Annotated in this window: 23 protein-coding genes, 2 pseudogenes and 1 riboswitch; of the genes and pseudogenes, 17 read left to right on the top strand and 8 right to left on the bottom strand. The window is 70.7% G+C overall.

Features of this window, described 5'->3' with window-relative positions; translation table 11 throughout:
* Nucleotides 1-20 precede the first annotated feature (20 nt).
* Nucleotides 21-1,607 carry a GGDEF domain-containing protein gene (locus G4Q83_RS21375; protein WP_128420231.1) on the top strand — a complete coding sequence of 529 codons (1,587 nt, stop codon included), beginning with the start codon at nt 21-23 and terminating at the stop codon, nt 1,605-1,607.
* A gap of 98 nt (nt 1,608-1,705) precedes the next feature.
* Here the strand turns inward: G4Q83_RS21375 and G4Q83_RS21380 are convergent, their stop codons facing one another.
* Nucleotides 1,706-2,626, bottom strand: coding sequence for a DUF808 domain-containing protein (locus G4Q83_RS21380; RefSeq protein WP_128420230.1), 921 nt, complete (start codon nt 2,624-2,626; stop codon nt 1,706-1,708).
* A 147-nt stretch (nt 2,627-2,773) separates the two neighbouring features.
* On the opposite strand from G4Q83_RS21380, the gene G4Q83_RS21385 reads away from it, so the two are divergent.
* Complete coding sequence (locus G4Q83_RS21385; RefSeq protein WP_128420229.1) at nt 2,774-4,402, top strand: dihydroxyacetone kinase subunit DhaK; 1,629 nt, start codon at nt 2,774-2,776, stop codon at nt 4,400-4,402.
* Nucleotides 4,403-4,495: 93 nt separating this feature from the next.
* Here G4Q83_RS21385 and G4Q83_RS21390 read toward each other — a convergent pair.
* Nucleotides 4,496-4,877 (bottom strand): annotated as a pseudogene (locus G4Q83_RS21390) (EamA/RhaT family transporter); the annotation flags it as partial.
* Between the two features lie 140 nt (nt 4,878-5,017).
* On the opposite strand from G4Q83_RS21390, the gene G4Q83_RS21395 reads away from it, so the two are divergent.
* The 10 genes from G4Q83_RS21395 (at nt 5,018) to G4Q83_RS21440 (ending at nt 14,264) form a co-directional block, all read left to right on the top strand.
* On the top strand, nt 5,018-5,683 hold the full coding sequence (locus G4Q83_RS21395) for an alpha/beta hydrolase (protein WP_128420228.1): 666 nt from the start codon (nt 5,018-5,020) through the stop codon (nt 5,681-5,683).
* A 64-nt stretch (nt 5,684-5,747) separates the two neighbouring features.
* Entirely contained in the window at nt 5,748-6,845 is a 1,098-nt protein-coding gene (zapE, locus tag G4Q83_RS21400; protein ID WP_128420237.1) for a cell division protein ZapE, read from the top strand.
* Nucleotides 6,846-7,035: 190 nt separating this feature from the next.
* A complete protein-coding gene (locus tag G4Q83_RS21405) occupies nt 7,036-7,503 on the top strand; it encodes a MarR family winged helix-turn-helix transcriptional regulator (RefSeq protein ID WP_128420227.1) in 468 nt (155 codons plus the stop codon).
* 111 nt (nt 7,504-7,614) lie between these two features.
* Nucleotides 7,615-8,046: an organic hydroperoxide resistance protein gene (locus G4Q83_RS21410; protein ID WP_128420226.1), complete on the top strand. Its 432-nt coding sequence runs from the start codon at nt 7,615-7,617 to the stop codon at nt 8,044-8,046.
* Nucleotides 8,047-8,356: 310 nt separating this feature from the next.
* Nucleotides 8,357-8,577, top strand: a riboswitch (cobalamin riboswitch).
* A 180-nt stretch (nt 8,578-8,757) separates the two neighbouring features.
* Complete coding sequence (locus G4Q83_RS21415) at nt 8,758-11,190, top strand: ribonucleoside-diphosphate reductase subunit alpha (RefSeq protein ID WP_128420225.1); 2,433 nt, start codon at nt 8,758-8,760, stop codon at nt 11,188-11,190.
* Between the two features lie 126 nt (nt 11,191-11,316).
* Nucleotides 11,317-12,357, top strand: coding sequence for a ribonucleotide-diphosphate reductase subunit beta (locus tag G4Q83_RS21420; protein ID WP_128420224.1), 1,041 nt, complete (start codon nt 11,317-11,319; stop codon nt 12,355-12,357).
* A gap of 153 nt (nt 12,358-12,510) precedes the next feature.
* Entirely contained in the window at nt 12,511-13,080 is a 570-nt protein-coding gene (locus G4Q83_RS21425; protein ID WP_128420223.1) for a flavodoxin, read from the top strand.
* A gap of 92 nt (nt 13,081-13,172) precedes the next feature.
* The gene (locus G4Q83_RS21430; protein ID WP_128420222.1) at nt 13,173-13,505 is read left to right on the top strand and encodes a thioredoxin family protein; all 333 of its coding nucleotides are present in this window, start codon (nt 13,173-13,175) and stop codon (nt 13,503-13,505) included.
* A 316-nt stretch (nt 13,506-13,821) separates the two neighbouring features.
* On the top strand, nt 13,822-14,124 hold the full coding sequence (locus tag G4Q83_RS21435; RefSeq protein WP_211288293.1) for a hypothetical protein: 303 nt from the start codon (nt 13,822-13,824) through the stop codon (nt 14,122-14,124).
* Nucleotides 14,121-14,264 carry a hypothetical protein gene (locus tag G4Q83_RS21440; protein WP_185817294.1) on the top strand — a complete coding sequence of 48 codons (144 nt, stop codon included), beginning with the start codon at nt 14,121-14,123 and terminating at the stop codon, nt 14,262-14,264. Before G4Q83_RS21435 ends, G4Q83_RS21440 begins: the two co-directional genes overlap by 4 nt.
* 33 nt (nt 14,265-14,297) lie before the next feature.
* Here the strand turns inward: G4Q83_RS21440 and G4Q83_RS21445 are convergent, their stop codons facing one another.
* Nucleotides 14,298-15,203 (bottom strand): LysR family transcriptional regulator, encoded by a 906-nt coding sequence (locus G4Q83_RS21445; RefSeq protein WP_128420221.1) that lies wholly within the window; start codon nt 15,201-15,203, stop codon nt 14,298-14,300.
* A gap of 95 nt (nt 15,204-15,298) precedes the next feature.
* Between G4Q83_RS21445 and G4Q83_RS21450 the strand changes: the two genes are divergently transcribed.
* Entirely contained in the window at nt 15,299-16,552 is a 1,254-nt protein-coding gene (locus G4Q83_RS21450; RefSeq protein WP_128420220.1) for an MFS transporter, read from the top strand.
* 184 nt (nt 16,553-16,736) lie between these two features.
* Here the strand turns inward: G4Q83_RS21450 and G4Q83_RS23880 are convergent, their stop codons facing one another.
* The 4 genes and pseudogenes from G4Q83_RS23880 to G4Q83_RS21460 form a co-directional block, all read right to left on the bottom strand.
* Nucleotides 16,737-17,195: a PPC domain-containing protein gene (locus tag G4Q83_RS23880; RefSeq protein WP_246432424.1), complete on the bottom strand. Its 459-nt coding sequence runs from the start codon at nt 17,193-17,195 to the stop codon at nt 16,737-16,739.
* 100 nt (nt 17,196-17,295) lie between these two features.
* Nucleotides 17,296-18,081: pseudogene (locus tag G4Q83_RS23885) on the bottom strand (S8 family serine peptidase); the annotation flags it as partial.
* A gap of 15 nt (nt 18,082-18,096) precedes the next feature.
* Nucleotides 18,097-18,696: a hypothetical protein gene (locus G4Q83_RS23890; RefSeq protein WP_246432195.1), complete on the bottom strand. Its 600-nt coding sequence runs from the start codon at nt 18,694-18,696 to the stop codon at nt 18,097-18,099.
* Nucleotides 18,697-18,808: 112 nt separating this feature from the next.
* Nucleotides 18,809-20,608, bottom strand: a complete 1,800-nt coding sequence (locus G4Q83_RS21460; protein ID WP_246432196.1) for a YadA family autotransporter adhesin — start codon at nt 20,606-20,608, stop codon at nt 18,809-18,811.
* 149 nt (nt 20,609-20,757) lie between these two features.
* On the opposite strand from G4Q83_RS21460, the gene G4Q83_RS23895 reads away from it, so the two are divergent.
* Together G4Q83_RS23895 and G4Q83_RS21465 are read left to right on the top strand one after the other, a co-directional pair.
* The gene (locus tag G4Q83_RS23895; protein ID WP_246432197.1) at nt 20,758-20,904 is read left to right on the top strand and encodes a hypothetical protein; all 147 of its coding nucleotides are present in this window, start codon (nt 20,758-20,760) and stop codon (nt 20,902-20,904) included.
* Between the two features lie 483 nt (nt 20,905-21,387).
* Nucleotides 21,388-22,491 carry a sensor histidine kinase gene (locus G4Q83_RS21465; protein ID WP_246432198.1) on the top strand — a complete coding sequence of 368 codons (1,104 nt, stop codon included), beginning with the start codon at nt 21,388-21,390 and terminating at the stop codon, nt 22,489-22,491.
* Here the strand turns inward: G4Q83_RS21465 and G4Q83_RS21470 are convergent.
* A complete protein-coding gene (locus G4Q83_RS21470; RefSeq protein ID WP_246432199.1) occupies nt 22,472-23,164 on the bottom strand; it encodes a response regulator transcription factor in 693 nt (230 codons plus the stop codon). The genes G4Q83_RS21465 and G4Q83_RS21470 overlap by 20 nt on opposite strands.
* 311 nt (nt 23,165-23,475) lie before the next feature.
* Here G4Q83_RS21470 and G4Q83_RS21475 point away from each other — a divergent pair, with 311 nt between their 5' ends.
* Complete coding sequence (locus tag G4Q83_RS21475) at nt 23,476-24,339, top strand: NAD-dependent protein deacetylase (RefSeq protein ID WP_128420218.1); 864 nt, start codon at nt 23,476-23,478, stop codon at nt 24,337-24,339.
* A gap of 127 nt (nt 24,340-24,466) precedes the next feature.
* Complete coding sequence (locus G4Q83_RS21480) at nt 24,467-25,564, top strand: NADH:flavin oxidoreductase/NADH oxidase (protein ID WP_128420217.1); 1,098 nt, start codon at nt 24,467-24,469, stop codon at nt 25,562-25,564.
* Nucleotides 25,565-25,579: the final 15 nt, after the last annotated feature.

The following is a 25,579-nucleotide window of genomic DNA, read 5'->3' on the forward strand; positions in this document are numbered from 1 at the left end:
ACTTGGGAGGAGGCGTCAGCATGCCGGATCAACGCGACGAGCCACCCGTCGGCGGACTGCGCAAGCTGTTGTCGCCGCGCCGCCGCGAGCCGGCGGCGCCGGCCGCCTCCACGGTGGCGCCGCGCGGGCATGGTGCCGCGCATCCCGCGCCGGGCGAGCACGCCGATCCGGCCGCGGTCACCGCGGCGCTGATCCGCCTGTTCAACCACGCCCACGAGCCGCTGGACCTGCTCGGCGCCTTCGCCAATGGCATGGGCAGCCTGCACGGCGAGCTGGGCGACATGGGCCGGCGACTGCAATCGGCGGCCGCCAGCGGCGACTGGCCCAGCTATGGCCGCGCGCTGCGCCAGCTGATCGACAAGTACATCCGCACCATCGATGTCGGCGATCCGCTGGCCGGGCCCAGCGACACCGAACGGCTGCGCGACCTGCTGCGCCAGGCGGTGGCCGGCGCGCTGGCCGCGCTGCTGCACAACCTGCCGGAACTGGCGCACGCGTCGGAGACCGCCGGCGAGGCGCTGCGCCAGTGGCGTCCCGGCCAGCCGCTGGAACCGGTCGCGCAGCGCGTGCGCGAGCTGTGCCACCAAGTGTCGCTGCGCGCCAGCGACAGCCAGGAGCAGCAGACCCTGCTGCTGGGCCTGTTCGACCTGCTGCTGGAGAACGTCGGCGAACTGCTCGACGACACCAGCTGGTTGCAGGGCCAGATCGCGGTGGTGCGCGACCTGATCGGCGGCCCGCTGGACCGCTATTCGATCGAGGAAGCGCGCGGCAGCCTGCGCGAGGTGATCTACAAGCAGGGCCTGCTGAAGCAGGGCATCGCCGAATCCAAGGAGGCGATGAAGGACATGATGGTGTCCTTCGTCGAGAACCTGGACGGCATGGCGATCAGCACCGGCGAGTTCCACGACCGCATCGCCGACTATTCGCAGACCGTGCGCGACGCGCGCAGCATCGCCGACCTCAACCGCCTGCTGCAGGAAGTGCTGCAGGACACCGGCCACGTGCAGCAGCAGGCGCTGCGCGCGCGCGACCACCTGATCGCCGCGCGCCAGGAAGTGGAAGCGGCCGAGCAGCGCATCCTGCGCCTGGAGCAGGAACTGCAGGACGTCAGCGGGCTGGTGCGGGTCGACCAGCTCACCGGCAGCCTCAACCGGCGCGGGCTGGACGAACTGTTCACGCGCGAACTGACGCGTACCGAACGCGGCGCGCAGCCGCTGTGCATCGCGATGCTGGATCTGGACGACTTCCGCAAGCTCAACGAGACCTACGGCCATCCCGGCGGCGACGCCGCGTTGCGCCACGTGGTCGAGGTGGCACGCACCACGCTGCGCGGCAGCGACGCGATCGCCCGCTTCGGCGGCGAGGAATTCCTGCTGCTGATGCCCGATTGCACCATCTTCGAAGCCGCCGCGGCGGTGGCCCGGGTGCAGCGCGCCCTGGCCCAGCGCGCGGTGGTGCACGAGGACCAGCGGGTGTTCGTCAGCTTCAGCGCCGGCGTGGCGCTGCGCCGCGCCGGCGAGACCCAGGACGCGGTGGTCAAGCGCGCCGACTGCGCCCTGTACGAGGCCAAGAAGGCCGGCAAGAACCGCGTGGTGTCGGCGGATTGAGGCCGGGACCCGGGACCGGGACTCGCAAGAGCGTGATCCGGTCGGCGGTGGGCCGCAACGCGCAGTCGCAGTCCATCCGCACCCGCCGCGCCCGCGTTTCACGAGTCCCCAGTCCCGGGTCCGGAGTTCCGCAGCTTCTGGAACAACAACACCGCGCCCAGCACCAGCGCGCCGGCGACGATGCCGACCAGTGCATTGCCCAGGCCGCTGACCAGCCCGCCCCACGCGCCCTGCGGCGCGATGCCCTGGATGGCGTGATGCAGCGGGCCGATGCTGTGCACCAGGATGCCGCCGCCGACCAGGAACATCGCCGCGGTGCCGGCGATCGACAGCACCCGCATCAGCCATGGCGCCAGCCACAGGATGCCGCGGCCGATCGACGCCGCGGCGGCGCCCTTGCGGGTCAGGTACAGACCCAGGTCGTCGAGTTTGACGATGCCGGCGACCAGGCCGTACACCCCGACCGTCATCGCCAGCGCGATCGCCACCAGCACCAGGACCTGCTGGGTGAAGTCGACCCCGGCGACCACGCCCAGCGACAGCACGATGATCTCGGCGGAGAGGATGAAATCGGTGCGGATCGCGCCCTTGACCTTGTCCTTCTCCAGCGCGACCACGTCCACCTGCGCGTCGGCCAGCGCCTGCAGCTGCTGCGCGTGGCGCAGCGCGTCCTTGTCCTTGGAGTGCAGGAAGCGGTGCGCCAGCTTCTCCACGCCCTCGTAGCACAGGAATGCGCCGCCGATCATCATCAGCGGGGTGATCGCCCACGGCAGCCAGGCGCTGATCGCCAGCGCCGCCGGCACCAGGATCGCCTTGTTGACCAGCGAGCCCTTGGCCACCGCCCACACCACCGGCAGCTCGCGGTCGGCAGTGACCCCGGTGACCTGCTGCGCGTTCAGCGCCAGGTCGTCGCCGAGCACGCCGGCGGTCTTCTTCGCCGCCACCTTGGTCAGGATGGACACGTCGTCGAGCAGCGAGGCGATATCGTCGAGCAGGGTGAACAGGCTGGCGCCGGCCATGCGGGGATTCCATGCGGGGGAGGAGCGGGGATTCTCGCCGATTCCGCGCGCCCGGTGGGCGAGCGGCGCCGTGCCCGGCCTCAGCCGCGCATCACGCCGGCTCGGCTAGCGTACGCGGCAGACACCTGCCGCCGCGAAGAAACCTCTATGGACCAGTTCCTCACCGCCCCCCGCGCCATCGTCGACGACGTGCTCGACGCCGTCGCCGCGCTGCAGCCGCTGCTGCGCTCGGACCCGGCCAGCGGCACCCGCATCGTGTTGCAGGCCGAGCGCGACCCGGCGCAGGTCGCGGTGCTGTCCGGCGGCGGCGCCGGCCACGAACCGGCCCACGCCGGCTTCGTCGGCCCCGGCATGCTCAGCGGCGCGATCGCCGGCGACCTGTTCGCCTCGCCGGGGGTGGAAGCGGTGCTGGCCGCGATCCGCGCCTGCGCCGACGCGCCCGGGGTGCTGCTGGTGATCAAGAACTACACCGGCGACCGGCTCAACTTCGGCCTGGCCGCCGAGCGCGCCCGCGCCGAAGGCATCGACGTGGCCAGCGTGCTGGTCGCCGACGACATCGCCCTGCCCGGCACCGCGCAGCCGCGCGGCCTCGCCGGCACCGTGCTGGTGCACAAGTACGCCGGCCACCTGGCGCGCGAAGGGGTGGCGCTGGCGGAATTGGCGCGCCGCAGCCAGGCCTTCGCCGACCGCTTGCTGTCGCTGGGCATGGCCCTGTCCAGCTGCACCGTGCCGGGCCAGCACGCCGGCCGCCGCGCGCCGGAACTGGGCCTGGGCATCCACAACGAACCGGGCGCGCGCAAGGTGCAGCCGGACACGGTCCAGGACGCGCTGGCGCTGGTGCTGGAGCCGCTGCTGGCGCGGGCCGATGCGCGCTACGGCGCCGGTGCCCCGCTGGTGCTGATGCTCAACGACCTGGGCGGCTGTTCCACCCAGGAACTGGGCGTACTGGCGCGGCTGGCGCTGCAGCGGATCGGCGTGGCGCGGGTGGCGTTGACGACGCTGCCGGCGGCGCTGATGACCTCGATGGACATGCACGGCTTCTCCATCACCCTGGCCCCGGCCGATGCCGACGTGCTCGCCGCGCTGCAGGCGCCGGTGCAGACCCTGGGCTGGCCCGGCGTGCGCGTGCCGCACGCGCCCGTCCACTTCGCCCCGGCGCTGTCGCGCAGCGACGCGCACCGGCACGGCGCCCGCGACGCGCGGCGCGGCGCGGCGCTGGCGCGGGTCGCGCAGGCGCTGCTCGCCGCGCAGGCGGCGCTGGACGCGCTGGATGCGCAGACCGGCGACGGCGATGCCGGCAGCACCTTCGCCGCCGGCGCCCACGCGCTGCAGCAGGCGCTGCACGCGGACGCGCTGGCGACGGGGACCGACGCGGCGCTGGCGCACGGCCTGGCGGCGACGATCGAGCGCAGCATGGGCGGTTCCAGCGGCGTGCTGCTGTCGATCCTGTTCACCACCGCAGCCACCGACCTGGAGGCCGGGCGCGGCTGGGTGGCGGCGCTGCAGGCCGGCGTGGCGCGGATGCAACACTACGGCGGCGCGCAGCGCGGCGATCGCACCATGCTCGACGCGCTGCTGCCGGCGCTGGAGGCCTTGGCGCAGGGCGATGGCTTCGCCGCCGCGGCGCGCGCGGCACGTGCCGGCGCCGATGCCACCGCGCAACTGACCCGGGCCCGTGCCGGCCGCTCGGCCGCGGTGCCCGCGGACGCGCTGCGCGGCGTGGTCGATCCCGGCGCCGAGGCGGTGGCGCGTGCATTCGCCGCATGGGATCGATGAACGCCGGCAATGCGCCCAGCCGGACAAACGCGTGCCTGTAGAAGCGGCTTCAGCCGCGACAGAACCGCCGCCGATCCGGCGCGCGCCGAGGGCGCCGAGGGCGATCAGCACGATCGCCAGCAGCGCCAGCAGCAACCCGGCGCGGTTCCAGGCGCGGGTCTGCTCGCCCGAAGGCCGGCATGCCGAGCAATGCGTCCAGGCCGATCACGCCTAGGTTCATCGCCGCCAACACCGCCGCCGGGCCGTCCGGCAGCGCCTGGTGCGCGCGCATGTAGAACAGGATGTTGCCGAAGTTGAGCGTTCCCAGCCGCATGCCGGCGCCGAGGTTGCGCCAGGCCAGTGCCTGGTGTTCGCGCAGATGCCGCCACCGCTGCACGCCGAGCAGCAGCACGAAGGCGAGCGCGAACGCCGACAGCAGCGACGCAGCGAACGGCGTGCCGGCCTGGGCGATGCGCTTGAGCAGTACGTCGATCATTCAGCAGCGCCGAGACCAGCACGCTGCACACCGCACTCGGGAGAACGAACGCCACGCGCAGTGGATCCGGTCGGGGAAAGAAAACGCTGCGTGCGAACGGCCGGCATGTGGCCTGCACCCAGCCCCGGTATCATGACCGCATGACCTCTCCCGCTTTCCCCACCGAATCCGGCGCGTTGACGCTGGACGGCCCCGTCGGCCCGATCGAGGCCGCGGTCGATCTTCCCGATGCCGAGGTGGCCGCCTTGCCGGTCGCCGCGATCGTCTGCCACCCGCTGTCCACCGAGGGCGGCACCATGCACAACAAGGTGGTGGCGATGGTCGTGCGCGCGCTGCGCGAACTCGGTGTGCAGGTGGTGCGCTTCAATTTTCGTGGCGTCGGCGCCTCTGCCGGCAGCTTCGACCACGGCGACGGCGAGCAGCAGGACCTGGCCGCGGTGGCGGCCTGGGTCCGCACGCAGCGCCCGCGCGACGCGTTGTGGCTGGCCGGCTTCAGCTTCGGCGCCTACGTGTCGCTGCGCGCCAGCGCCGCGTTGCAGCCGCAGGCGCTGGTGTCGATCGCCCCGCCCGCCGGGCGCTGGGATTTCGCCGGCGTGGAGCCGCCGCCGCACTGGCTGGTGATCCAGGGCGACGCCGACGAGATCGTCGATCCGCAGGCCGTGTACGACTGGCTGGACACGTTGCAGCAACGGCCCGTGCTGGTCCGCATGCCCGACACCGGCCATTTCTTCCACCGCAAGCTGATCGACCTGCGCGGCGCCTTGCAGCACGAGGTCAAGGCATGGTTGCCGACGGCGCAGGCCTGAGCGCGCCGTGGTCGCGAGCGGCGGCCGCACGGCGCCGCGTCCGGCGTTGCGCGGGCCGCGGCCGGTGAGCGCGGCCGCGACGCCCTCGCAACGCTATGCCGAGGGCGTCGCCCGCGGCGACTGGCGCGACGATCCGGCGCAACATGCCGCGCTGGCCGAGCTCGACCGCATCCACGGCGCGCTCGTGGACAGCGCCCAGGACGGCTGGCTGGATCGCCTGGCCGCGTTCTGGAAAAAGCCCGAGCCGGTGCGCGGCCTGTACTTCTGGGGCGGCGTGGGCCGCGGCAAGACCTTCCTGGTCGACCTGTTCTACGATGGCTTGCCGATCGAGCAGAAGTACCGCACCCACTTCCACCGTTTCATGCGCGGCGTGCACGAACGCCTGCGCGAGCATGCCGGGCAGAGCGATCCGCTGGCCAGGATCGCGCAGGAATGGCGCGCGCAGCTGCGCGTGCTGGTGCTGGACGAGTTCTTCGTCACCGACATCGGCGATGCGATGCTGCTGGCGCGGTTGCTGGAGCGCCTGTTCGCCGAGGGCATGACCCTGGTCGCCACCTCCAACACCGCGCCGCAGGACCTGTACCCCAATGGGCTGCAGCGCGAGCGCTTCCTGCCGGCGATCGCGCTGCTGCAGAAATACTGCGTGGAGTTGTACGCCGAAGGCGCCGAGGACTACCGCATGCGTGCGCTGACCCGCTCGTCGGTGTACCGCGCGCCGCTGGATGCGCAGTCCGACCCCTGGCTGGACGGGCGCTGGGGCGAGCTCAGCGGCAACACGCCGGCGCGCAGCGGCAACATCGTCATCGAGGCGCGCAAGATCGCGGTGCGCAGCCGCGGCAAGAGCATCGTCTGGTTCGACTTCGCCGCGCTGTGCGAAGGCCCGCGCGGGCCGGTGGACTACATCGAGATCGCGCACGAGTTCAACACCGTGCTGCTCGGCGGCATTCCGCACTTCGACCGCATGAACGAGGACGCGGCGCGGCGCTTCGTCAACCTGATCGACGAACTGTACGACCGCCAGGTCAACCTGGTGTGCACCGCGCAGGATCCGCCGCCGCAGCTGTACAGCGGCGAGCGCCTGGCCGGTGCGTTCGAGCGCACCGCCTCGCGCCTGATCGAGATGCAGAGCGCCGACTACCTGGCCACCGCGCACCGCGCCTGAGCGCGGTGCCGACGCCGCGCAGGCAATGCCCTTCCAGGTGCCGGTACGCCCGATGTGCGCCAGGCTTTCCCTGTGGGAGCGACTCCGGTTGGCCTCGGGCCATCAGCTGCGACGAGCGAAGCGGCAGGCAACTGGACCGGTGCGAGCTGAGATTCTTGCAATTAAATAGTGCACTATGTAAATTGCGCCCATGCCGAAAAAGCGCACCCCTGCCGAGATCCCCAGCCGCGATGCGGCGCTGCAGCTGGATCAGCAACTGTGTTTCGCGCTGTACTCGGCCAACCTGGCCATGCACAAGCTCTATCGCGGCCTGCTCAAGGAGCTGCACCTGACCTATCCGCAGTACCTGGTGATGCTGGTGCTGTGGGAGACGGACGCGCGGACGGTCGGCGCGATCGGCGAGCGCTTGTTCCTGGATTCGGCCACGCTGACCCCGCTGCTGAAGCGGCTGCAGGCGAGCGGCCTGGTGACCCGGACGCGGTCCGCCGACGACGAGCGCCAGGTCGTGGTGCGCCTGACCACGGCCGGCCGCGCATTGCGCGGCAAGGCCGGCGCGGTGCCCGAGCAGGTGGTCTGCGCGGCGGCGTGCTCGCTGCAGGACCTGCGCCAGCTCAAGCAGCAAGTGGAGACCTTGCGCGGCAACCTGGGCGGCGGCTGACGCCGTTGCCACGAAGCTGACGCCGTTCCATGACGTTTCGTTAATTAAGTCGTGTGCTATTAAATAGCTATCAATCAACCGGCGCGACGCGCCTCACCAGGAGCAACCACCATGGCCTCACCCGAACAGATCCTCTACACCGCCCATGTCACCGCGACCGGCGGCCGCGAAGGCCGCGCCGTGTCCTCCGACCAGACGCTGGACGTGAAGCTGTCCACCCCGCGCGAACTGGGCGGCGCCGGCGGCGACGGCACCAATCCGGAGCAGTTGTTCGCGGCCGGCTATTCGGCTTGCTTCATCGGCGCGATGAAGGCGGTGGCCGGGCAGCAAAAGCAGAAGTTGCCTGGCCAGATCAGCATCGAAGGCAGCGTCGGCATCGGCCAGATCCCCGACGGTTTCGGCATCGCGGTGGAACTGCGCATCGCCGTGCCGGGCATGCCGCGCGAGGAACTGCGGGCGCTGGTCGACAAGGCGCACCAGGTCTGCCCGTACTCCAACGCGACCCGCGGCAACATCGACGTGAACCTGGTCGTCCTCGACTGAGTCGCGCGTGCCGGACGCCGCGCCACGCGCGCGGCGCGGCGGAACCGGCTGCGGCATGCCCCGTGCGGTACCGCCAGCCACGTGCACGGTGCCTGCAGTGGTTAATGGACGCACGCCCGCTGGAGCGGGCGCAGCGCTGGCCAGTGCGTGCGCGCCGCCGCCGTCGGGGCCGCGGCGGCGTTCCGCTGCGTGCGTCCGGACCGTGGCGGCGGCCTGGATCGGGCATCCGGCGGCGCCGCGGCGGCAAACCGTTGCCAGGCTTGGCTTTCCATTTTTAACTACATTTAGCGTTGACGCGGCCAGGCGACCACACTATCTTGTGGTGGTCGGTTCCAGCGGCCACCAGGCCGCGGGATCAAAAGGAAAGCCGGTGCGGCGCGCGAGTGCTCAGGCCGGCGCTGCCCCGCAGCGGTAATTGGGAACGAACCCGTCACCCGCACTGGGGCACTTGCCCTGGGAAGCGACGGGCCAGGAACCGGCCACCGGCCGCGTGCCCATAAGCCCGAGACCTGCCGACAGCCGCGCGAAGCACACAGCGCGGCGCCGACCGTTGCATCTCCGGGGGGGAGAGGGTCGGTGCAACGGTGACCGCCCGCAGGCTCGCACCTGCGCCTCGCGGTCGCTGCGGCGCCGCGTCCCCACCCTGCTGATCCGGTCGGACCGCTGCCTGCGGGGGTCAGGCCGCCGGGTGCACCACGCTTGGAGACCTTCATGAGCCAGACCCACAGCCTGCCGGCCGCTTCCTCCCTCGACGACAGCGCCGCCGCCGCGACTGCCGCCGCCGCTGCGCCGCCCGACGCGGCCGCGACCCCATCCGAGCCGAGCAACGACCAGCGCGCCGTGACCTGGATCGTCAAGGACGGCGGCAACCGCCGCATGGCCTTCGACCGCTCGCGCCTGCAGCGCACCCTGGACCGGATCCACGCTGAGTTCCCGCAGCTGGACGTGGCCGACTACGAGCGCAAGGCGTTCGCCTTCGTCGAGAAGAAGGAAAGCCTGTCGGCCGACGAGATGGTCGACTACCTGATCCGCGAGGCCGAGTCGCGCGTGGACATCGCCACGCCGGAGTGGGAGTACTTCGCCGCGCGCCTGTACCTGCACCGCCTGTACAAGCGCGCCAGCAAAAACCGCTTCTACGATGCCGGCGAGAAGTACGGCTCCTACGTCGGCCTGCAGGAAAGCCTTGCCGACCGCTGCGTGTACTCGATCGACATCCTCAAAAACTACTCCAAGGACGAACTGGCCGAAGCCGGCCGGATGATCGACCCCGAGCGCGACAAGCTGTTCGCCTACAACGGCCTGTACCTGCTGGCCACGCGCTACCTGGCCACCGACAACTCGCACAAGGTCTACGAACTGCCGCAGGAGCGCTGGCTGACCATCGCGCTGTACCTGATGCAGGACGAGGGCAAGTCCGGCAAAGGCGGCCGCGAACGCCGCATGCAGCTGGTCGGCGAAGCCTACTGGGCGCTGTCCAACCTGTACATGACCGTGGCCACGCCGACCCTGGCCAACGCCGGCAAGATCGGCGGGCAGCTGTCGAGCTGCTTCATCGACACCGTCGACGACAGCCTGCAGGGCATCTACGACTCCAACACCGACGTGGCGCGCGTGTCCAAGCACGGCGGCGGCGTCGGCGCCTACCTGGGCTACGTGCGTTCGTCCGGCTCGGCGATCCGCGGGGTCAAGAACTCCAGCGGCGGCGTGGTGCCGTGGATCAAGCAGCTCAACAACACCGCCGTGTCGGTGGACCAGCTCGGCCAGCGCAAGGGCGCCATCGCCGTGTACCTGGACATCTGGCACCGCGACATCGAGGCGTTCCTGGACCTGCGCCTGAACAACGGCGACCAGCGCCTGCGCGCGCACGACGTGTTCACCGCGGTCTGCGTGCCGGACATCTTCATGGAAGCGGTGGAACGCCGCGGCGAGTGGTACCTGTTCGACCCGCACGAGGTGAAGGAGGTCAAGGGCTGGTACCTGCAGGACTTCTTCGACGAGAAGCGCGGCGAAGGCAGCTTCCGCGCCCGCTACGAGGACGTGGTCGCCGACGAGCGCATCGGCCGCAAGGTGGTCAAGGCCATCGACATGCTCAAGCGGATCATGGTCAGCCAGCTGGAGACCGGCAACCCGTTCATGTTCTATCGCGACGAAGTCAATCGCATGAACCCGAACAAGCACCAGGGCATGGTCTATTCCAGCAACCTGTGCACCGAGATCCTGCAGAACATGAGTCCGACCCGGGTCATCCAGGAGATGATCAGCGGCGACCAGATCGTGACCACCAAGCAGGCCGGCGACTTCGTCGTGTGCAACCTGTCCTCGGTGAACCTGGGCCGCGCGGTCACCGCGCAGCCGGACCTGCTCTCGCCCGACGTGCTGGAACGGCTGATCCGGGTGCAGGTGCGCATGCTCGACAACGTCATCGACCTCAACGACCTGCCGGTGCCGCAGGCCACCATCACCAACCAGAAGTACCGCGCCATCGGCCTGGGCACCTTCGGCTGGCACCACCTGCTGGCGCAGAAGGGCATCGACTGGAATTCCAGGCAGGCCGAGGACTACTGCGACGCACTGTACGAGCGCATCAACTACCTGACCATCCAGGCCAGCCTGGCGCTGGCCAAGGAGAAGGGCGCCTACAAGGTGTTCAAGGGCAGCGATTGGCAGAACGGCGAATACTTCAGCAAGCGCGGCTACGACAGCGCGCAATGGCAGGAACTGGCCGCGCAGGTGAGCATCAACGGCGTGCGCAACGCGTGGATGATCGCGGTGGCGCCGAACATGAGCACCGCGCAGATCGCCGGCTCCACCGCCTCGATCGACCCGATCTACAGCGCGTTCTACTACGAAGAGAAGAAGGACTTCCGCCGTCCTGTGGTGGCGCCGGGCCTGACCGTGGACACCTATCCGTACTACGAGAAGGGCGCCTACCGGGTCGACCAGTTCGCCAGCGTGCGCCAGAACGCGCGCCGCCAGCGCCACGTCGACCAGTCGATCAGCTTCAACTTCTACGTGCCCAGCACCATCCGTGCCAGCACCTTGCTCGACCTGCACATGACCGCGTGGAGGGAAGGCCTGAAGACCACCTACTACGTGCGTTCCAACGACATCGACATCAGCGAATGCGAGTGGTGCTCGAGCTGATCGCCACCCCGTAGCGGCGCCCGCGTCCGCATGGCCCCCCCCCCCGGGGCGCCATGCGGACGCATCGCCGTCCCGCATCGCCGTCCCGCTCGCCGGCGCCGTTCAACCGACTACCGAACCCGACCCATGGCCATCGCGCTCGACCGCATCAAGATCCTCGAACCGCTGCACCCCAACCGTTCCACCGGGATCATCAACGGCACCACCAGCGGCATCCTCAACTGGAACGACATCCCGTACCCGTCGTTCTATCGCGCCTACAAGGAGCTGTCGACCAACTTCTGGATCCCCGACGAGGTGGACATGAAGGGCGACGCCAAGCAGTACGGCGAGCTGTCGGCGCGCGAGAAGAACGCCTACGACTCGATCATCGGCCTGCTGGCCACGCTGGATTCGCCGCAGACGCGCTTCATCTACAACGTCGCCGAATACATCACCGACCCGGCCGCGCACGCCAACGCGGCGATCATCGGCCAGCAGGAAGTGATCCACAACGAAAGCTATTCCTACGTGCTGGCCTCCATCGCCGGGCTGGCCGACCAGAACCGCGTGTTCGAGATCGCGCGCACGCACCCGACCATCATCGCGCGCAACCAGCCGATCATGCAGGCCTACGACGACTTCATGCGCGAGAAGACCGCCGAGACCCTGCTGCGCTCGCTGATCCAGTCCTCGATCCTGGAAGGCATCAACTTCTATTCCGGCTTCGCCTACTTCTACAACCTGGTGCGGCAGAACCGCATGACCGGCACCGGCAAGATCATCAGCTTCATCAACCGCGACGAGCTGGCGCACACCAAGTTCATCAGCGAGCTGATCCGCGCCATCGTCGGCGAGAACGCCGCGCTGCAGACCAACGAGCTGACCGACTACGTGCACCAGGCGTTCGAGCATGCGATCCGGCTGGAGACCGAGTGGTCCTCGGAAGTGCTCGACGGCATCGAGGGCATCGACGTGGACGAGATGATCCAGTACGTGAAGTACCGCGCCAACAAGATGTCCGGCATGCTCGGCATCGAGAAGCTGTACACCGAGGCCAGCGACAACGTGATGCCGTGGATCAAGGCCTACGCGGACAACTTCACCGAGACCAAGACCGACTTCTTCGAGATGCGCAACGCCAGCTACAAGAAGACCAACTCGGACAACGGCTTCGACGATCTGTAAGCAGCAGGGATGACCAGCCATTCGGCTGGTGGAAAGCCGGGATTTTCGGGATCGGCAATTGGTGATGAGCAACAGCAACGCCGAGCCTGCTCTTCCAGCTTTCCAACAGCCGAATGGCTGGTCATCCTAATCCCGAACCCCAATCCCAGCCTCATGCGCATCCTGCTCGCCTACGCTTCGCTCAGCGGCAACACTCGCGACGTCGCCCGTCGCGTGCATGCGCAGTGCGAGGCCGCCGGGCACCAGGCGACCTGGATCCATACCGACCTGCAGACCCTGCGCGGCGCGCTTGGCGACGCGGCGCGCGCGGCCGACTTCGATCTGCACCTGCTCGGCAGCTGGACCGACAACGCCGGGCGCACCCCGGCAGAGATGAAGCGCTACATCGCCGAACTGGTCGAGGCGACCGGCAAGGCGATCGAGGTGGCGGCGTTCGGCACCGGTGAGACGCAGTGGGGGCTGGAGTACTACTGCGGCGCGGTCAAGCGCATCGCACGTTTCTTCGACAGCGCCTATCCATTGCTGGAGATCGAGCAGATGCCGCATGGCGAGCGCGACACCGCCGCGATCGACGCCTGGTGCGGGCAGGTGCTGGCGCTGCGCGCCGCGCGTGCGCTGCCGACAGGCGCCGCGCCGGCGGCCGAACCGGCCGCTGCCGAGCGCGCGTCCACCAGCGCGGCCGGGTTCGCTTCGATGGCGTTGCCGCTGCACGGCAACGGCTGACGCTGCATTTCGTCCATTCGTTCTTCCTGGCATCGCCGGCGTCGCACCATTCCGCGCCGGGCGTCCTCCGACATCAGACAAGGTCCCGCTGCATGTTCACCACCATCACCGTCGCCACCGCCGAACAGTTCGCCGACGCCATCGCCGCGCATCCGCGCGTGCTGGCCGATTTCAACAAGGACAACTGTCCCGGCTGCCGCATGCTCGACAAGTCGCTGGAGCGCTTCGCCGAGGGCGACAGCGCGCAGGGCGTGACCTTGCTCAAGGTGAAGATGGAAGACGTGGGCGAGGACTTCTTCCGCGCCCAGGGCCTGCGCCAGACGCCGACGCTGATGCTGTTCCGCCAGGGCGAGGAAGTGGCGCGGGTGCCGGGCTTCGTGCCGCCGGCCAAGATCGACGAAGCCGTGCGCACGCATCTGGGTTGAGTGCGGTCGCTGCGGCCGATGCTGTGCGTCGATCAGCCAGTCTGCGTTCGCGCCGGCGCCTGCATCGATGAGCGCGCATGAACAATCGCCTGGGCGGCGGGCCATCGGCCAATGGACGAAGCAGTGGGTTTGCGGCTCATGGCGCTGTCGCGCTGAATTCCTAGGCAACTGCCAGTCTGCTCGTTGCGCCGCGCAGCATCCTCGTGGGAGCGACTTCCCTGGCGACGGAAGTCGCTCCCACAGGATTCACTTGCAGGCCGCGGCTGCGCATCTCGGACAACGTCGGAGCCTGCCACTGGCTGTCCAACGCGTGCCGTTGCTGCGCGATCCGCTGGGCGAATCGCGCTTCACGCTTGGCGCCGCCTGGCAGTGGCAGTCGGCGTATTTCGCCGGGCCCGCCGGCGCGGTGCTCGAACTGATCGGACGCAGGCCGTTGCGGGCGCGGGCCCTCGCCGCCGGCGCGTTCTCCGCGGCCGAATCGCTGTGCGTCAGCGAGGTCGGATTGCCCAGCGCGCAGGTATCCGCGGTCGCCGCCGCGGCGCAGGAGCGGATGGGGCTGCCGCCGTTCGCGCCGGTGTCCGACGCGTTCGCGCCGCTCGGCGACCATGAAGGCTGTTGATCGTGGTCGAAACGCAGCGGCGCTGGTTTCCCGAGCAACGCCAGCGGCCGTTCGCGCAGGGAGTGGGGGTGGTCGTCGAAGGCGTGCGCGGCGGGCAGGTGTTGCGCGACGCGGCGGGATGGGAGGTAGTGTCGCAATGAGTCTGTCGGCGCAGTCCAGCGTCCGATCCGCCGTTACCCGCGCTTGCCCGCCGCATGCGCCAGCGCCAGCTGCCACAGCTGGCGCACGACCGGCATCGCCCGCGCGGTGGCCGGCAGCGCCGCCAGCGCCAGCCGCGCCAGCGGCACCCGGCCTTCGATGTCCAGGTAGCGCACGCCGAGCAGTTGCATCTGGGCGGTCGAGGCCGGCACCACCGACACGCCGAGTTCGGCGGCGACCAGGTTCACGATCGACGACATCTGCGGTGCCTCCTGGCTGATCCGCAGCTCGAAGCCGGATTGCCGGCAGGCCTCCAAAATCTCGTCGTACAGGCTGGTGCCGAAGCTGCGCGTGAACAGGATGAACGGCTCGCCAGCCAGTGCCGACAGCGGCGCGCGCCGGCGCCTGGCCAGGCGGTGCGCGGCCGGCACCGCGATCTTCATTGGTTCGTCGGGAAATTTCAGCAGCTGCAGCTCGGGCGGGGTGACCACGCCGTAGCGGATGAACGCCGCATCCAGGCGGCCCTGCACCAGCGCGGCGAGCAGGCCGGCGGTGTTGGTTTCCTCCAGCGCCAGCGCCACCGCCGGCCAGCCGCGGCGGAAGTTGCGCACCAGCGTCGGCACGATCGGGTTGAACGCGGCCGAGGCGGTGAAGCCCAGCCGCAGCACGCCGCTCTCGCCGCGTGCGGCGCGGCGGGCGGCGTCGCCGGCGCGCTCCAGGTCGGCGAGCACGCGCCTGGCCTCGACCCGGAATGCGCCGCCGGCCTCGGTGAGCTCGGCGCCGCGCGGGGTGCGCAGGAACAGCGGCGTGCCCAGTTCCTGTTCCAGCGCACGGATCTGCTGGCTCAGCGGCGGCTGCTGGATGCCCAGCTGCGCCGCGGCGCGGGTGAAATGGCCGGCCTCGGCCACGGCCAGGAAATAGCGCAGATGGCGCAGTTCCATGTCATATTCAAAAGATATGGAGAATGCCTGGATCATATATTGGACACCGGATCGGTGCAGGCAAATACTGGCCGCCCTTTTTGCTGTCCGGCACCGTGACCACTTCCATCCAATGCCCGCCGTTGCAGGCCGTGGACGATGCGCCGCTGTTGCGCATCCGCCTGGCGCTGTTCCTAGCCGGCTTCGCCACCTTCTCGCTGCTGTACAGCGTGCAGCCGTTGCTGCCGGCGTTCGCGCGCGAGTTCGGGGTCGATGCGGCGACCAGTTCGCTGCCGCTGTCGCTGGCCACCGGCGGCCTGGCGATCGCGATCTTCTGCGCCGGCGCGGTGTCGGAGAATCTGGGCCGGCGCGGGCTGATGTTCGTGTCGATCGCGCTGGCGGCCTTGCTCAACCTGCTCGCCGCCTGCCTGCTGCACTGGGGCGCGCTGGTGGTGGCGCGCGCGCTGTCCGGCGTCGCCCTGGGCGGGGTGCCGGCGGTGGCGATGGTGTACCTGGCCGAGGAATTGCCGGCGACCAGGCTCGGTGCGGCCACCGGCCTGTACGTGGCCGGCAACGCGTTCGGCGGCATGGTCGGGCGCATCGGCATGAGCGTGTTGACCGACCATTTCGACTGGCGCACCGCGCTGGCGGTGTTCTCCGGCGTCGACCTGCTGGCCGCGGTCGGCTTCGTGCTGCTGCTGCCGCCCTCGCGCCATTTCGTGCGCCGTCGCGGCATCAACCTGCGCTTCCACCTGCAGGCCTGGGACGGGCATCTGCGCGATCGCTACCTGCCGTGGCTGTTCGCGATCCCGTTCCTGGCGATGGGCGTGTTCGTGAGCGTCTACAACTACGCCGGCTTCCGCCTGGGCGGGCCGGAGTTCGGGCTCAGCCAGAGCCAGCTCGGGCTGATCTTCAGCGCCTACGTGTTCGGCATCGTGTCCTCGTCGGTGGCCGGCGCGGCCTCCGACCGCTTCGGCCGCGGCCCGGTGGTAGTGGCCGGCATCGCGGTGGCGGCGTTCGGCGTGGCGCTGACCCTGGCGCACCTGCTGGCGGTGGTCATCGCCGGCATCGTGCTGCTGACCATCGGTTTCTTCGTCGCGCATTCGGCGGCCAGCGCCTGGGTCGGCCGCCTCGGCGGGCGCAACAAAGGCCATGCCGTATCGCTGTACCTGCTGGCCTACTACAGCGGCGCCAGCCTGATCGGCTCGCTCGGCGGCGTGGCCTGGCAGCACGGCGGCTGGAACGCGCTGGCCGGCTGCTGCCTGCTGTTGCTGGGCATCGCGCTGTGCGCGGCGCAGGTGCTGCGCCGCGGCGCCGACGACAGCCGCCGGTACGGCCGCTTCGCACCGCACCCACCGCGCGGCGAATAGCCGGCGGGTACGCTGTGCGCCATCCGCCCGCGCGCTTTCCCCTTGCGCGCGCAGGCAAGGGCAACGGGCGCTTCGGCCGGCGGCCCGATCTGGCGGCCTACTGCGCGATCCGGAGCGCGATCCGATCGAGGCAGGAACGCGTTGCGAATCGGGCGGCGCAGGCAACATGCCTGTCCGCGCCGCCTCACTGCGTGGAGTAGCTCACCGACAAGGTCACGTTGGCATAGCCGCCGGTGCCGCCGAGCAGGCGCACGAAGTAGCTGTCCCCGGCCGGCAGCGCCAGCGGCACGTTCTGGGTGGCGCCGTTGCGCGCCGAGCTGTAGTCGGCGTCGCGGCCGTCCGCGCCGGGGGCGCGGGTGGCGCGGACGTACAGCTTGAGCTGGCCGCTGCCGCCCAGCGTGCGGATCTGCAGGTTGCGCGCGTTGGCCGGCACGTCCAGGCGGTACAGCAGCCCTGGTCCTGCGCTGGCCGCCAGCTTGCTCAGCGTGCCGCGGCCGATGCCGACCGCGTTGGCCTCTTCGCCGGCGCCGATGACGCCGGCGGTGCGCGCCACGGCCTTGCCGGCGTTGACGATGCCGGCACCGATGCGCAGCGTCGGCTTGACCGGAAAGACGGTGGAGGTCTGGGTCAGGATGTCGCGCATCTGCGCCGGGGTGGGGGGGGGGCGGGCGATTGGCGTTCAGTGCGGCGCTGATCGCCAGCGCCGCCACCCCGGCCACGTGCGGGGCGGCCATCGAGGCGCCGTTGTAGCCGACGTAGGCCGGTTGCCCCACGCTGTGCGCACCATTGTTGAGGGTGGACCAGATCAGGCCCGCGCGCACCCGGGTGCCGCTGGACGCATCGTTCAGGTAGACGCCGCCGCCAGGGGCCGCCAGCGTGATGGTGCCGCCGTGGTTGGAGTAGAAGGCGCGGCCGCCGGTGATGCCGGTGGCGGCCACGTTGATCACGCCCGGGCAACTGGCCGGGGTGGACGCCGCCGCGTCCGCGCTGTCGTTGCCTGCCGCCGCCGCCACGCTGCCGCGCGCGATCGCGCTGGCGATGGCCTTGGCCGTCACCGTGTCCTGCGAACAGACGCCGCCGCCGCCCAGGCTCATGTTGATGACCTCGGCCGGGTTCTGGTTGTCCGGCACGCCGTCGACGTGGCCGCCGGAGGCCCAGACGATGGCGTCGGCGATGTCGGCGGTGCTGCCGCCGCAATGGCCGAGCGCGCGGATCGGCAGGATCTTGGCCTTCGGCGCGATGCCGGCCATGCCGATGCGGTTGTTGGTCAGCATGGCGATGGTGCCGGACACGTAGGTGCCGTGCCAGGAGCTGTCGGTCTGCTCCCACTCCTGCACGCAGCCGCCGTTGGCGACCAGGAACCTGTCCTCGGTGGTCCAGTCGCCGGTGTCCCAGCCGCCGGCCGCGCGGCCGGCGATGGCGCGGCCGGAGACCAAGGCGTTGCTGATGAAGTCGTAGCCGGCATTGGCCAGCGACGTGTCCAGGTCCGGATGCGCGGTGATGCCAGTGTCGATCACCGCCACCACCACGCCGTTGCCGTCGCCCTACTGCCAGGCCGGCAGCAGGTCGATGCCGCCGCGGTTGGCGTAGCCGGTGGGCTCCGGGGCGAGGGTTTCCAGGTGCCCGTCGGGCGCGCGCAGGCGCCATTGCACGGCGAAGCCCGGATCGTTGGGCGCGGCGACCGCGCCGACCGCGTTGACGGTGGCCGGGGTGGCGCTGCGGATCGGCTTGAGCATCACGTTGGGTTCGACATGCGCCACCGACGGATCGGCCTTGAGGCTGGCCATCAGCGTTTCCAACTGGGTCTGGCTCAGTGCGCGGCTGGGCCGCACCAGGTCGGCGTCGGTGCCGAGCCGGCGCGCCCGGCGCAACGCCGGCGCGCTTTGCCGGTAGCCGCGCGGCCATGCATTCGTGGTGCTGGGGGCGGCCATGATCGTGCCGAGCTTGGCGGCGGCAGCGGCGGTGTCACGGCGCTCGCTGCTGCCGTCGCGGTAGGTCACGATCAGCCCGTCGTAGACCTTGGACTGGCCGGGCACGCCCGCGTCGAGGATGGAGAAGCGCGGCGCGGTCTGCGCGTGGGCGGTGGCCGCCAGCGCCAGGCTCAGCGACAGCAGGGTGCGAGGAAGCGAGGTGATGGTCGTCATGCGCGGATCTCGATGGGAGGGTGAGTGGGGAGCGTCGGCAGCGCGCGTCGGCGTGCCGGCGGAGGAATCGCCGCGTGCGGGGGTGCGGCCGGCGCAGCGCCGGCCGCCGCGGTCACCAACTCAAGCCGGCGCCGGCGGACACGCTTTTGTCGTTGCCGGAAAACGCGCCGCCGAGCGAGACGCTGGCGCGCTGGCCGATCGCGCGCTGATAGCCCACTGCCAACGCGCTTTCGCCGCCTTGCGAGCCGACGCCCACGCCGACGCGGTTGGCGCCGGCCAGCCCCGAGGTGTTGACCGCCATGCCGGCGTAGGCGGCGCTCATCGCGCCCATGCGCCCGATGCGCCGGTCCACGTCGTGGAAGCGGCGATCGGTGTCGTTGCGCAGCGTAGTCAGGGTGTCGTCCCAGCCCGACAGGCGGCTGTCGGTGTAGGCCCTGGCGCTGCTCAGCGTGGCGCTGTCGCCGGCCTGCATCTGGCTGACGTTCACCGCATCGGTGGCGGCGCTGCCGGCGGCCACGTTGGTGACCTGGCGTGCGTTGCCGGCGCTGCCCACCGAGACGGTGTTGGCGCGGCTGGCGCTGGAGTTGCGGCCCAGCGCCACTGCGTTGTCCGCCGAGACCGACGCACCCTGGCCCAGCGCGGTGCCGGACGCGGCGGTGACCGCGGCGCTCTCGCCGACCGCCACCGCGTTGGTGGCGCTGGCGCTGATGCTGGCGTTGGCACCGACCGCGGTGCTGCTGTCGGCGTTGACCCGCGCATTGCCGCCCAGCGCGGTGTCGTTGGGACCGAAGGCCAGCGCATTGGCGCCGACCGCGGTGCCGTTCTCGCCGTTGGCGGTGGCGCTGGCGCCGGCCGCCACTGCGTTGGTGCCCGCGCCGACGCTAGCGCCCACCGCGACGCCGCCGCCGCCCTGGGCAAGACTGCCGACGCGGGTGTCCAGTGCCGTCAACGCACCATCCAGCGCCGAAACCGCCGAACCCACATTGGCGTAGGCGCTGCCCTGGACCAGATAGGCGCCGCCGCCCATGCTGCCGTCGCTGCCCACCACGCTGCCCGCGCCCAGGATGCTGGCGATGCCGCGCAGCTGCAGGACGTTGACCGCATCGGTGTCGGCGCTGCCGGCGGCGACGTAGGTCAGCTGGCGTGCCGCGCCCTCCCTGCCGAAGGCAACGCTGTGGTCGCGGTCGGCGACCGAACCGGCACCGATGGCCACGCTGTCGGCGCCGGTCGCCGCGCTGTTGTAGCCCAGTGCGACGGTGTTGGCGGCCAGCGCGGTGGCGCCGCTGCCGACCGCGCTGGCACCGTTGCCGTTGGCGCTGGCAGTGCTGCCGAAGGCGCTGGCGTCGGCGCCATCGGCGAAGGACTGGGCGCCCACCGCCACGGCATTGCTGCGGGTGGCCAGCGCCTGCGCGCCCAGCGCCATGCTGTACAGCGCGTCGGCATGGCTGCCGAAGCCCAGCGCGGTGCCGTGGTCGGACAGCGCCCAGGCGCCGGCGCCGATGGCGATGCCGCCGTTGCCGCTGGCCTGGGCGCCGTAGCCGCTGGCGATGCTGAAGAAGCCGGACGCTTTGCTGAAACCGCCGCTGGCGATGGCGCCGGTCCCGGATGCGCCGGCCGCATAGCCGACCGCCGCGGAATGTTCGCCGGTGGCCATGGTCGAGCGCCCTAGCGCGGTGGCGGAATCGCCGGTCGCCTGCGCGGCCGCGCCGAACACCGATGCGCTCGCCCCGCTGCCCATTGCATTCCAGCCCACCACCGTGGCGTTGGCTTGGGTGGCCTGCGAGGCGGTGCCGATCGCCAGCGCGCCGAAGCCGGTGCTCCTTGCGCTTTCCGAATCGCCGAAGCCGCTGCCGAAGAAGCTGCCGCCGATCGCGATCGCCGAGGTGCCGCTGGCCACCGCGCCGTCGCCCATCGCGATGGCCGCGGGTGGAGTGGTGGCCGATGGCGATGGCGAAGGCGCCGGACGCATCGGAACGGGCGCCCATCGCCACGGCGCGCAGGCCCGCGGCCGTGGCGAAGTCGTTGCCGTGGTTCAGGCCTTCGGCCACGAAGTAACCGAGCGTGTTCTGGCTGCCGGGCTGGACCGCGTCGGGCGACGCGGCTGCGTCGGCGCTGCCGGTGTCCTCGGCATCGTTCGCGCTGGCCGAAGCGGCCAGCGGCGTCAGCGCGCCCATCGCCAACAGCAATGCGGCGGTCAACAGGGGGTAAGACGCGTGCGGCAAGATGGAAGGGTGGGCGAGCCTATGGCTCGAACGTGCGCAGACGGGGGAGACGGGCATGATCGGGTCCAGGGCGGGCGCAGGGAGCCGCGGCCGTGGGGGGGGTAAGCCCGATTAAGGCAGCAAGCCCCGGCCTGCTTCAATGCGCGAAAATTCACCCCAACCTCACGGTAGACTCACGGCCATGGCATCCCGGGTGCGACGCATGCCGCAGAATTCGCTCGCCGCCTTGGGCGCGCGGCTCTGGCGACGCTGCTTGGCATGGCTGCGCCGCGTCCCTATCGCCGATCCGGTGGATCGGCGCAACGCGCCTGCGCTGTGCAGGCGCTGTTCGTGTTCCTCGGCAGCGAGATCCCGCTCAACAAGCTCTATCACCTGCTGACCGCGCCGCAGATCCAGATGAGCCCCGGCCAACTGGCAGTGGACGTGGGCACCGACATGGCGATCCCTGGCCGCCTGGACCGGGGTGTAGATGATCCACCGCGGCCTGCTGAAGCAGGCGGCCGCCGCGTTCGTCGCGGTGGTGCTGTGTTCAGCGGTGGCTGCCAACCTGGCGTTCGGCTACCAGCTGCAGGCCTTCGATCCCTACCCGATGATGATGCTGACCCTGGCTGCGCTGGTAATCGGGCGGCGTGCGCTGTGGCTGGTATACCTGTGCATCACGCTGGTCTTCTGGCTGGGCATGGCGAGTCCGTGGGGCCAGAATCCGGACGCCGCGCGCAGTCCGTTCCAGAACCTGCCGTCGCTGGCGCTGAGCTATCTGATGATCGCCCTGGTACTCGACCGTACCGTCGCGTCGCTGCGCGAGAGCCTGTGGCGCGCGCGCCGCAACGCCGCGCGGCTGCGCGTGGGGATGCGCGAGCGCGCGCAGGCGCAGCAGCGGCTGCTGCACCTGCAGAAGATCGAGTCGGTCGGGCACCTGGCCAGCGGGGTGTCGCACGACTTCAACAACATCCTCGCCGCGATCGTCGGCTACTGCGCGCAGCGCCACCGTGTGCACGAACTGGACTTCGCGCCGCACGCCGACGCGCTGGCGATGGCCGAGGCGCTGGAGGGCATCGAACTGGCCGCGCAGCGCGGCGTGGCGATCAGCCGCAAGCTGAGCGCGCCCGAGCGCTTCGATGCGAACGAGGCCTTGCGCGGCATCCAGCCGCTGTTGCGGCAGCTGTTCGGGCCGGCGGTGCGGCTGCAACTGGAGCTGGCGCAGGAACCGATGGCGTTGTTCCTGGACCGCAGCCAGCTCGATCTGGCGATGCTCAACTTCGCCGCCAACGCGCGCGATGCGATGCCCGGCGGCGGCGGCTTCTCGGTGCGGCTGCAGCGCAACGGCGAGTCCGCGCGCATCGAGATCGCCGATACCGGCATCGGCATGAGCGCGGAGGTGCAGCGGCAGGTGTTCGAGCCGTTCTTCACCACCAAGCCGGCCGGGCAGGGCACCGGGCTGGGCCTGGCGGTGGCGTTCGAGATGGCGCGGCAGGCGCGCGGCAGCCTGGACGTGCACAGCGCGCCAGGCGCGGGTACCCGCTTCGTGCTGCGCCTGCCGCTGGCCGCCGTGCTCAGCGCTCCTGCGGCATGAACAGGTAGCCCTCGCCGCGCACCGACTTCAGCGGCAGCGGCACGCCGGTACGCTCCTGCACCTTCAGGCGCAGCCGGTGCAGCAGCGCGTCCAGCCGGTGCGGGTCGATCTCCATGCCGAGGTTGCCGCCGAGCATGCCGACCAGCGCGTCGCGGGTGACCAGCCGCCCGCGCGCGCTCCACAGGCTCTGCATCACCTTGCGCTCGGAGCCGGTCAAGGGCACGGCGTTGCCGTCGGGCGCGAACAGGCACCAGCCATCGTCCTGCAGTTGCCAATCCTCGCTCGCGGCCGGTTGCGGATAGTGCAGGCGCCGCGCCACGCTGAACAAGGTGGCGGCCAGGATCTCGATCTGCACCGGCTTGACCAGATAGGCGTCGGCGCCCTGGTTGAGGCCGCGCAACAGATCGGGGCGGTCGCCGCGTCCGCTGAGAACGATGATGCCCAACGCCGGCCGCAGCGATTGCAATTGCTCGATCAGGGTGAAGCCGTCGCCGTCCAGCGCCGTCCACAGCGCCTGGATGGTGCGCAGCGGCGTCACCGCCATGCCGTGCTGCCGCAGTCCGGGAACCAGGACCCGGTCGCGCAACAGATCGTCGTCTTCCAGCAACGCCACCCGCAGCGCGAGGTTGGCGGTTGAGGTCGGCAGGCCACTGGGATCGGAAAGTCTGCTCACGACGCGGGATCGGGTAAGAAGCGGCATTCCTCACGACTGCAGCGTGCGGTCCCGAGGATGTGCGGCGCCATGCGGCCTGCCATCGGCTCGGCTTGCGCCCCGACAGTAGTCAGTTTCCACGGCGCTTTCAATGCGCTGCGGCGCGCGTGAACGCGGCGAGTGCACGCGGCGCTTGCGTTGCCGCGACCGGCACCCAAAATAACCGGCATCGCCGCGTTCCCGGGATCCACACGCATGCCCCTGCCGACCGATGCCCTGCGCCCACCCGCGCCGCTGCCGGCGCGGGCGCACGCCGCGTTGGCCGCGGCGCGATGAACGAGCCGTTGCGGGCAGCCGATCCGCGCTGCGGCGCCGCGCCGACCGTATCGCTGGCCGAATTCCTCGCGCGCCACCGGCGCCTGTTCGTGCTGACCGGCGCCGGCTGCAGCACCGATTCGGGCATTCCCGACTACCGCGACGCCACCGGCGAGTGGAAGCGCGCGCAGCCGGTGGCCTACCAGGCGTTCATGGGCGAACCGGCCACGCGGCAGCGCTACTGGGCGCGCAGCCTGGTCGGTTGGCCACGCTTCGGCCAGGCCCGGCCCAATGCCACGCATGCCGCGCTGGCGCAGCTGGAAGCGCGCGGCCAGGTCGAGCTGCTGCTGACCCAGAACGTGGACCGCCTGCACCAGGCCGCCGGCAGCAGCGCGGTGATCGACCTGCATGGGCGCCTGGACGCGGTGCGTTGCATGGGCTGCGAACGGCGCTTGCCGCGCGCGGACTTGCAGCAGCGCCTGCTGCAGCACAATCCGCGCTGGGCGACGCTGCAGGCCGGGCAGGCGCCCGACGGCGACGCCGACCTGGAGGACGCGGACTTCGCCACCTTCGCGGTGCCGGCATGCACCCAGTGCGGCGGCGTGCTCAAGCCGGATGTGGTGTTCTTCGGCGAGAGCGTGCCGCGCGAGCGGGTGGCCGCCGCGTTCGCGCACCTGCAGCGCGCCGATGCGATGCTGGTGGTCGGCTCGTCGCTGATGGTCTATTCCGGATTCCGCTTCGTGCAGGCCGCGGCCAGGGCGGGGTTGCCGATCGCCGCGGTCAACCTGGGCCGCACCCGCGGCGACGACCTGCTGAGCCTGAAGCTGGCCCAGCCCTGCGCGCAGGCGCTGCAGTTCCTGCTGGCGCCGGCCGCCGCATAGACCCGGCGCGGTATGCGTTGCGAATCCGGGCACGAACTGATCCATCCGCAGGGTTGATCGGCAACCGCGCCAGGAGTGCAATGGCGCCTTGTCCGCCTCGCGGCGGGCGTCCCCACGGAACCCCACCTTGAGCCGTCTCTTTTCGCCCCTTGCACTGGGGCCGCTGTGGTTGTCCAATCGCATCGTCATTGCGCCGATGTGCCAATACTCCGCCGTGCAGGGCCAGGCCAGTGACTGGCATAGCATTCATCTCGGCCAGCTGGCGCAGTCCGGCGCCGGCCTGCTGATCCTGGAAGCCACCGCGGTGGAACCGCGCGGGCGCATCAGCTATGCCGACCTGGGCCTGTGGGACGACGCCACCGAAGCCGCGCTGCGCGGCATACTGGCCGTGGTGCGGCGCTGGTCGCCGATGCCGCTGGGGATCCAGCTCGGGCACGCCGGGCGCAAGGCGTCCACGCACAAGCCCTGGGACGGTGGCGGCGCGATCGCGCCGACGCAGCCGGACGGCTGGCAGACGCTGGCGCCGTCGGCACAGCCTTTCGCCGCCAACGGCGCGCCGCCGCGGGCACTGGACCTGGCCGGCATCGACGCCATCGTCGAGGCGTTCGTCGCGTCCGCGCGGCGCGCCGAGCGGCTGGGTTTCGAGCTGATCGAACTGCACGCCGCGCACGGCTATCTGCTGCACCAGTTCCTGTCGCCGCTGAGCAACCGGCGCGAGGACGACTATGGCGGCAGCCTGCACAACCGCATGCGCCTGCTGCTGCGCGTGCATGCGGCGGTGCGCGCGGGGGTGTCGGCGTCGGTCGCGGTGGGCGTGCGCATCTCCGCCACCGACTGGGTCCAGGGCGGCTGGGACGTGGCGCAGAGCGTGGTGCTGGCGCAGGCGCTGCAGGCGCAGGGCTGCGACTACCTGCACGTGTCCAGCGGCGGCCTCGACCGCCGTCAGCAGATCCCGCTGGCGGCTGGCTACCAGGTACCGCATGCCGAGGCGATCCATCGTGAAGTGGGCATGCCGGTGATCGCGGTCGGACTGATCACCGAACCGCAGCATGCCGAGGCGATCCTGGCCGGCGACCAGGCCGATGCGATCGCGCTGGCGCGCGGCATCCTCTACGATCCGCGCTGGCCGTGGCACGCCGCCGCGGCGCTGGGTGCCACGCTGAAACCGGCACCGCAGTACCTGCGTTGCGAGCCGCGTTCGGCGCGCGGCCTGTTCGCCGCGTGAGCGGTCCGCGCAGCG

The organism is Xanthomonas theicola, from assembly GCF_014236795.1.
Classification (GTDB): Bacteria; Pseudomonadota; Gammaproteobacteria; order Xanthomonadales; family Xanthomonadaceae; genus Xanthomonas_A; species Xanthomonas_A theicola.

What these genes read in the sequence shown, in the direction of transcription:
- G4Q83_RS21375 (WP_128420231.1), top strand. Translation starts at nt 21, where the DNA reads ATGCCGGATCAACGCGACGAGCCACCCGTCGGCGGACTGCGCAAGCTG.
- G4Q83_RS21380 (WP_128420230.1), bottom strand. Translation starts at nt 2,626, where the DNA reads ATGGCCGGCGCCAGCCTGTTCACCCTGCTCGACGATATCGCCTCGCTG.
- G4Q83_RS21385 (WP_128420229.1), top strand. Translation starts at nt 2,774, where the DNA reads ATGGACCAGTTCCTCACCGCCCCCCGCGCCATCGTCGACGACGTGCTC.
- G4Q83_RS21395 (WP_128420228.1), top strand. Translation starts at nt 5,018, where the DNA reads ATGACCTCTCCCGCTTTCCCCACCGAATCCGGCGCGTTGACGCTGGAC.
- G4Q83_RS21405 (WP_128420227.1), top strand. Translation starts at nt 7,036, where the DNA reads ATGCCGAAAAAGCGCACCCCTGCCGAGATCCCCAGCCGCGATGCGGCG.
- G4Q83_RS21410 (WP_128420226.1), top strand. Translation starts at nt 7,615, where the DNA reads ATGGCCTCACCCGAACAGATCCTCTACACCGCCCATGTCACCGCGACC.
- G4Q83_RS21415 (WP_128420225.1), top strand. Translation starts at nt 8,758, where the DNA reads ATGAGCCAGACCCACAGCCTGCCGGCCGCTTCCTCCCTCGACGACAGC.
- G4Q83_RS21420 (WP_128420224.1), top strand. Translation starts at nt 11,317, where the DNA reads ATGGCCATCGCGCTCGACCGCATCAAGATCCTCGAACCGCTGCACCCC.
- G4Q83_RS21425 (WP_128420223.1), top strand. Translation starts at nt 12,511, where the DNA reads ATGCGCATCCTGCTCGCCTACGCTTCGCTCAGCGGCAACACTCGCGAC.
- G4Q83_RS21430 (WP_128420222.1), top strand. Translation starts at nt 13,173, where the DNA reads ATGTTCACCACCATCACCGTCGCCACCGCCGAACAGTTCGCCGACGCC.
- G4Q83_RS21445 (WP_128420221.1), bottom strand. Translation starts at nt 15,203, where the DNA reads ATGGAACTGCGCCATCTGCGCTATTTCCTGGCCGTGGCCGAGGCCGGC.
- G4Q83_RS23880 (WP_246432424.1), bottom strand. Translation starts at nt 17,195, where the DNA reads ATGCGCGACATCCTGACCCAGACCTCCACCGTCTTTCCGGTCAAGCCG.
- G4Q83_RS23890 (WP_246432195.1), bottom strand. Translation starts at nt 18,696, where the DNA reads ATGACGACCATCACCTCGCTTCCTCGCACCCTGCTGTCGCTGAGCCTG.
- G4Q83_RS21460 (WP_246432196.1), bottom strand. Translation starts at nt 20,608, where the DNA reads ATGGGCGACGGCGCGGTGGCCAGCGGCACCTCGGCGATCGCGATCGGC.
- G4Q83_RS21465 (WP_246432198.1), top strand. Translation starts at nt 21,388, where the DNA reads ATGATCCACCGCGGCCTGCTGAAGCAGGCGGCCGCCGCGTTCGTCGCG.
- G4Q83_RS21475 (WP_128420218.1), top strand. Translation starts at nt 23,476, where the DNA reads ATGAACGAGCCGTTGCGGGCAGCCGATCCGCGCTGCGGCGCCGCGCCG.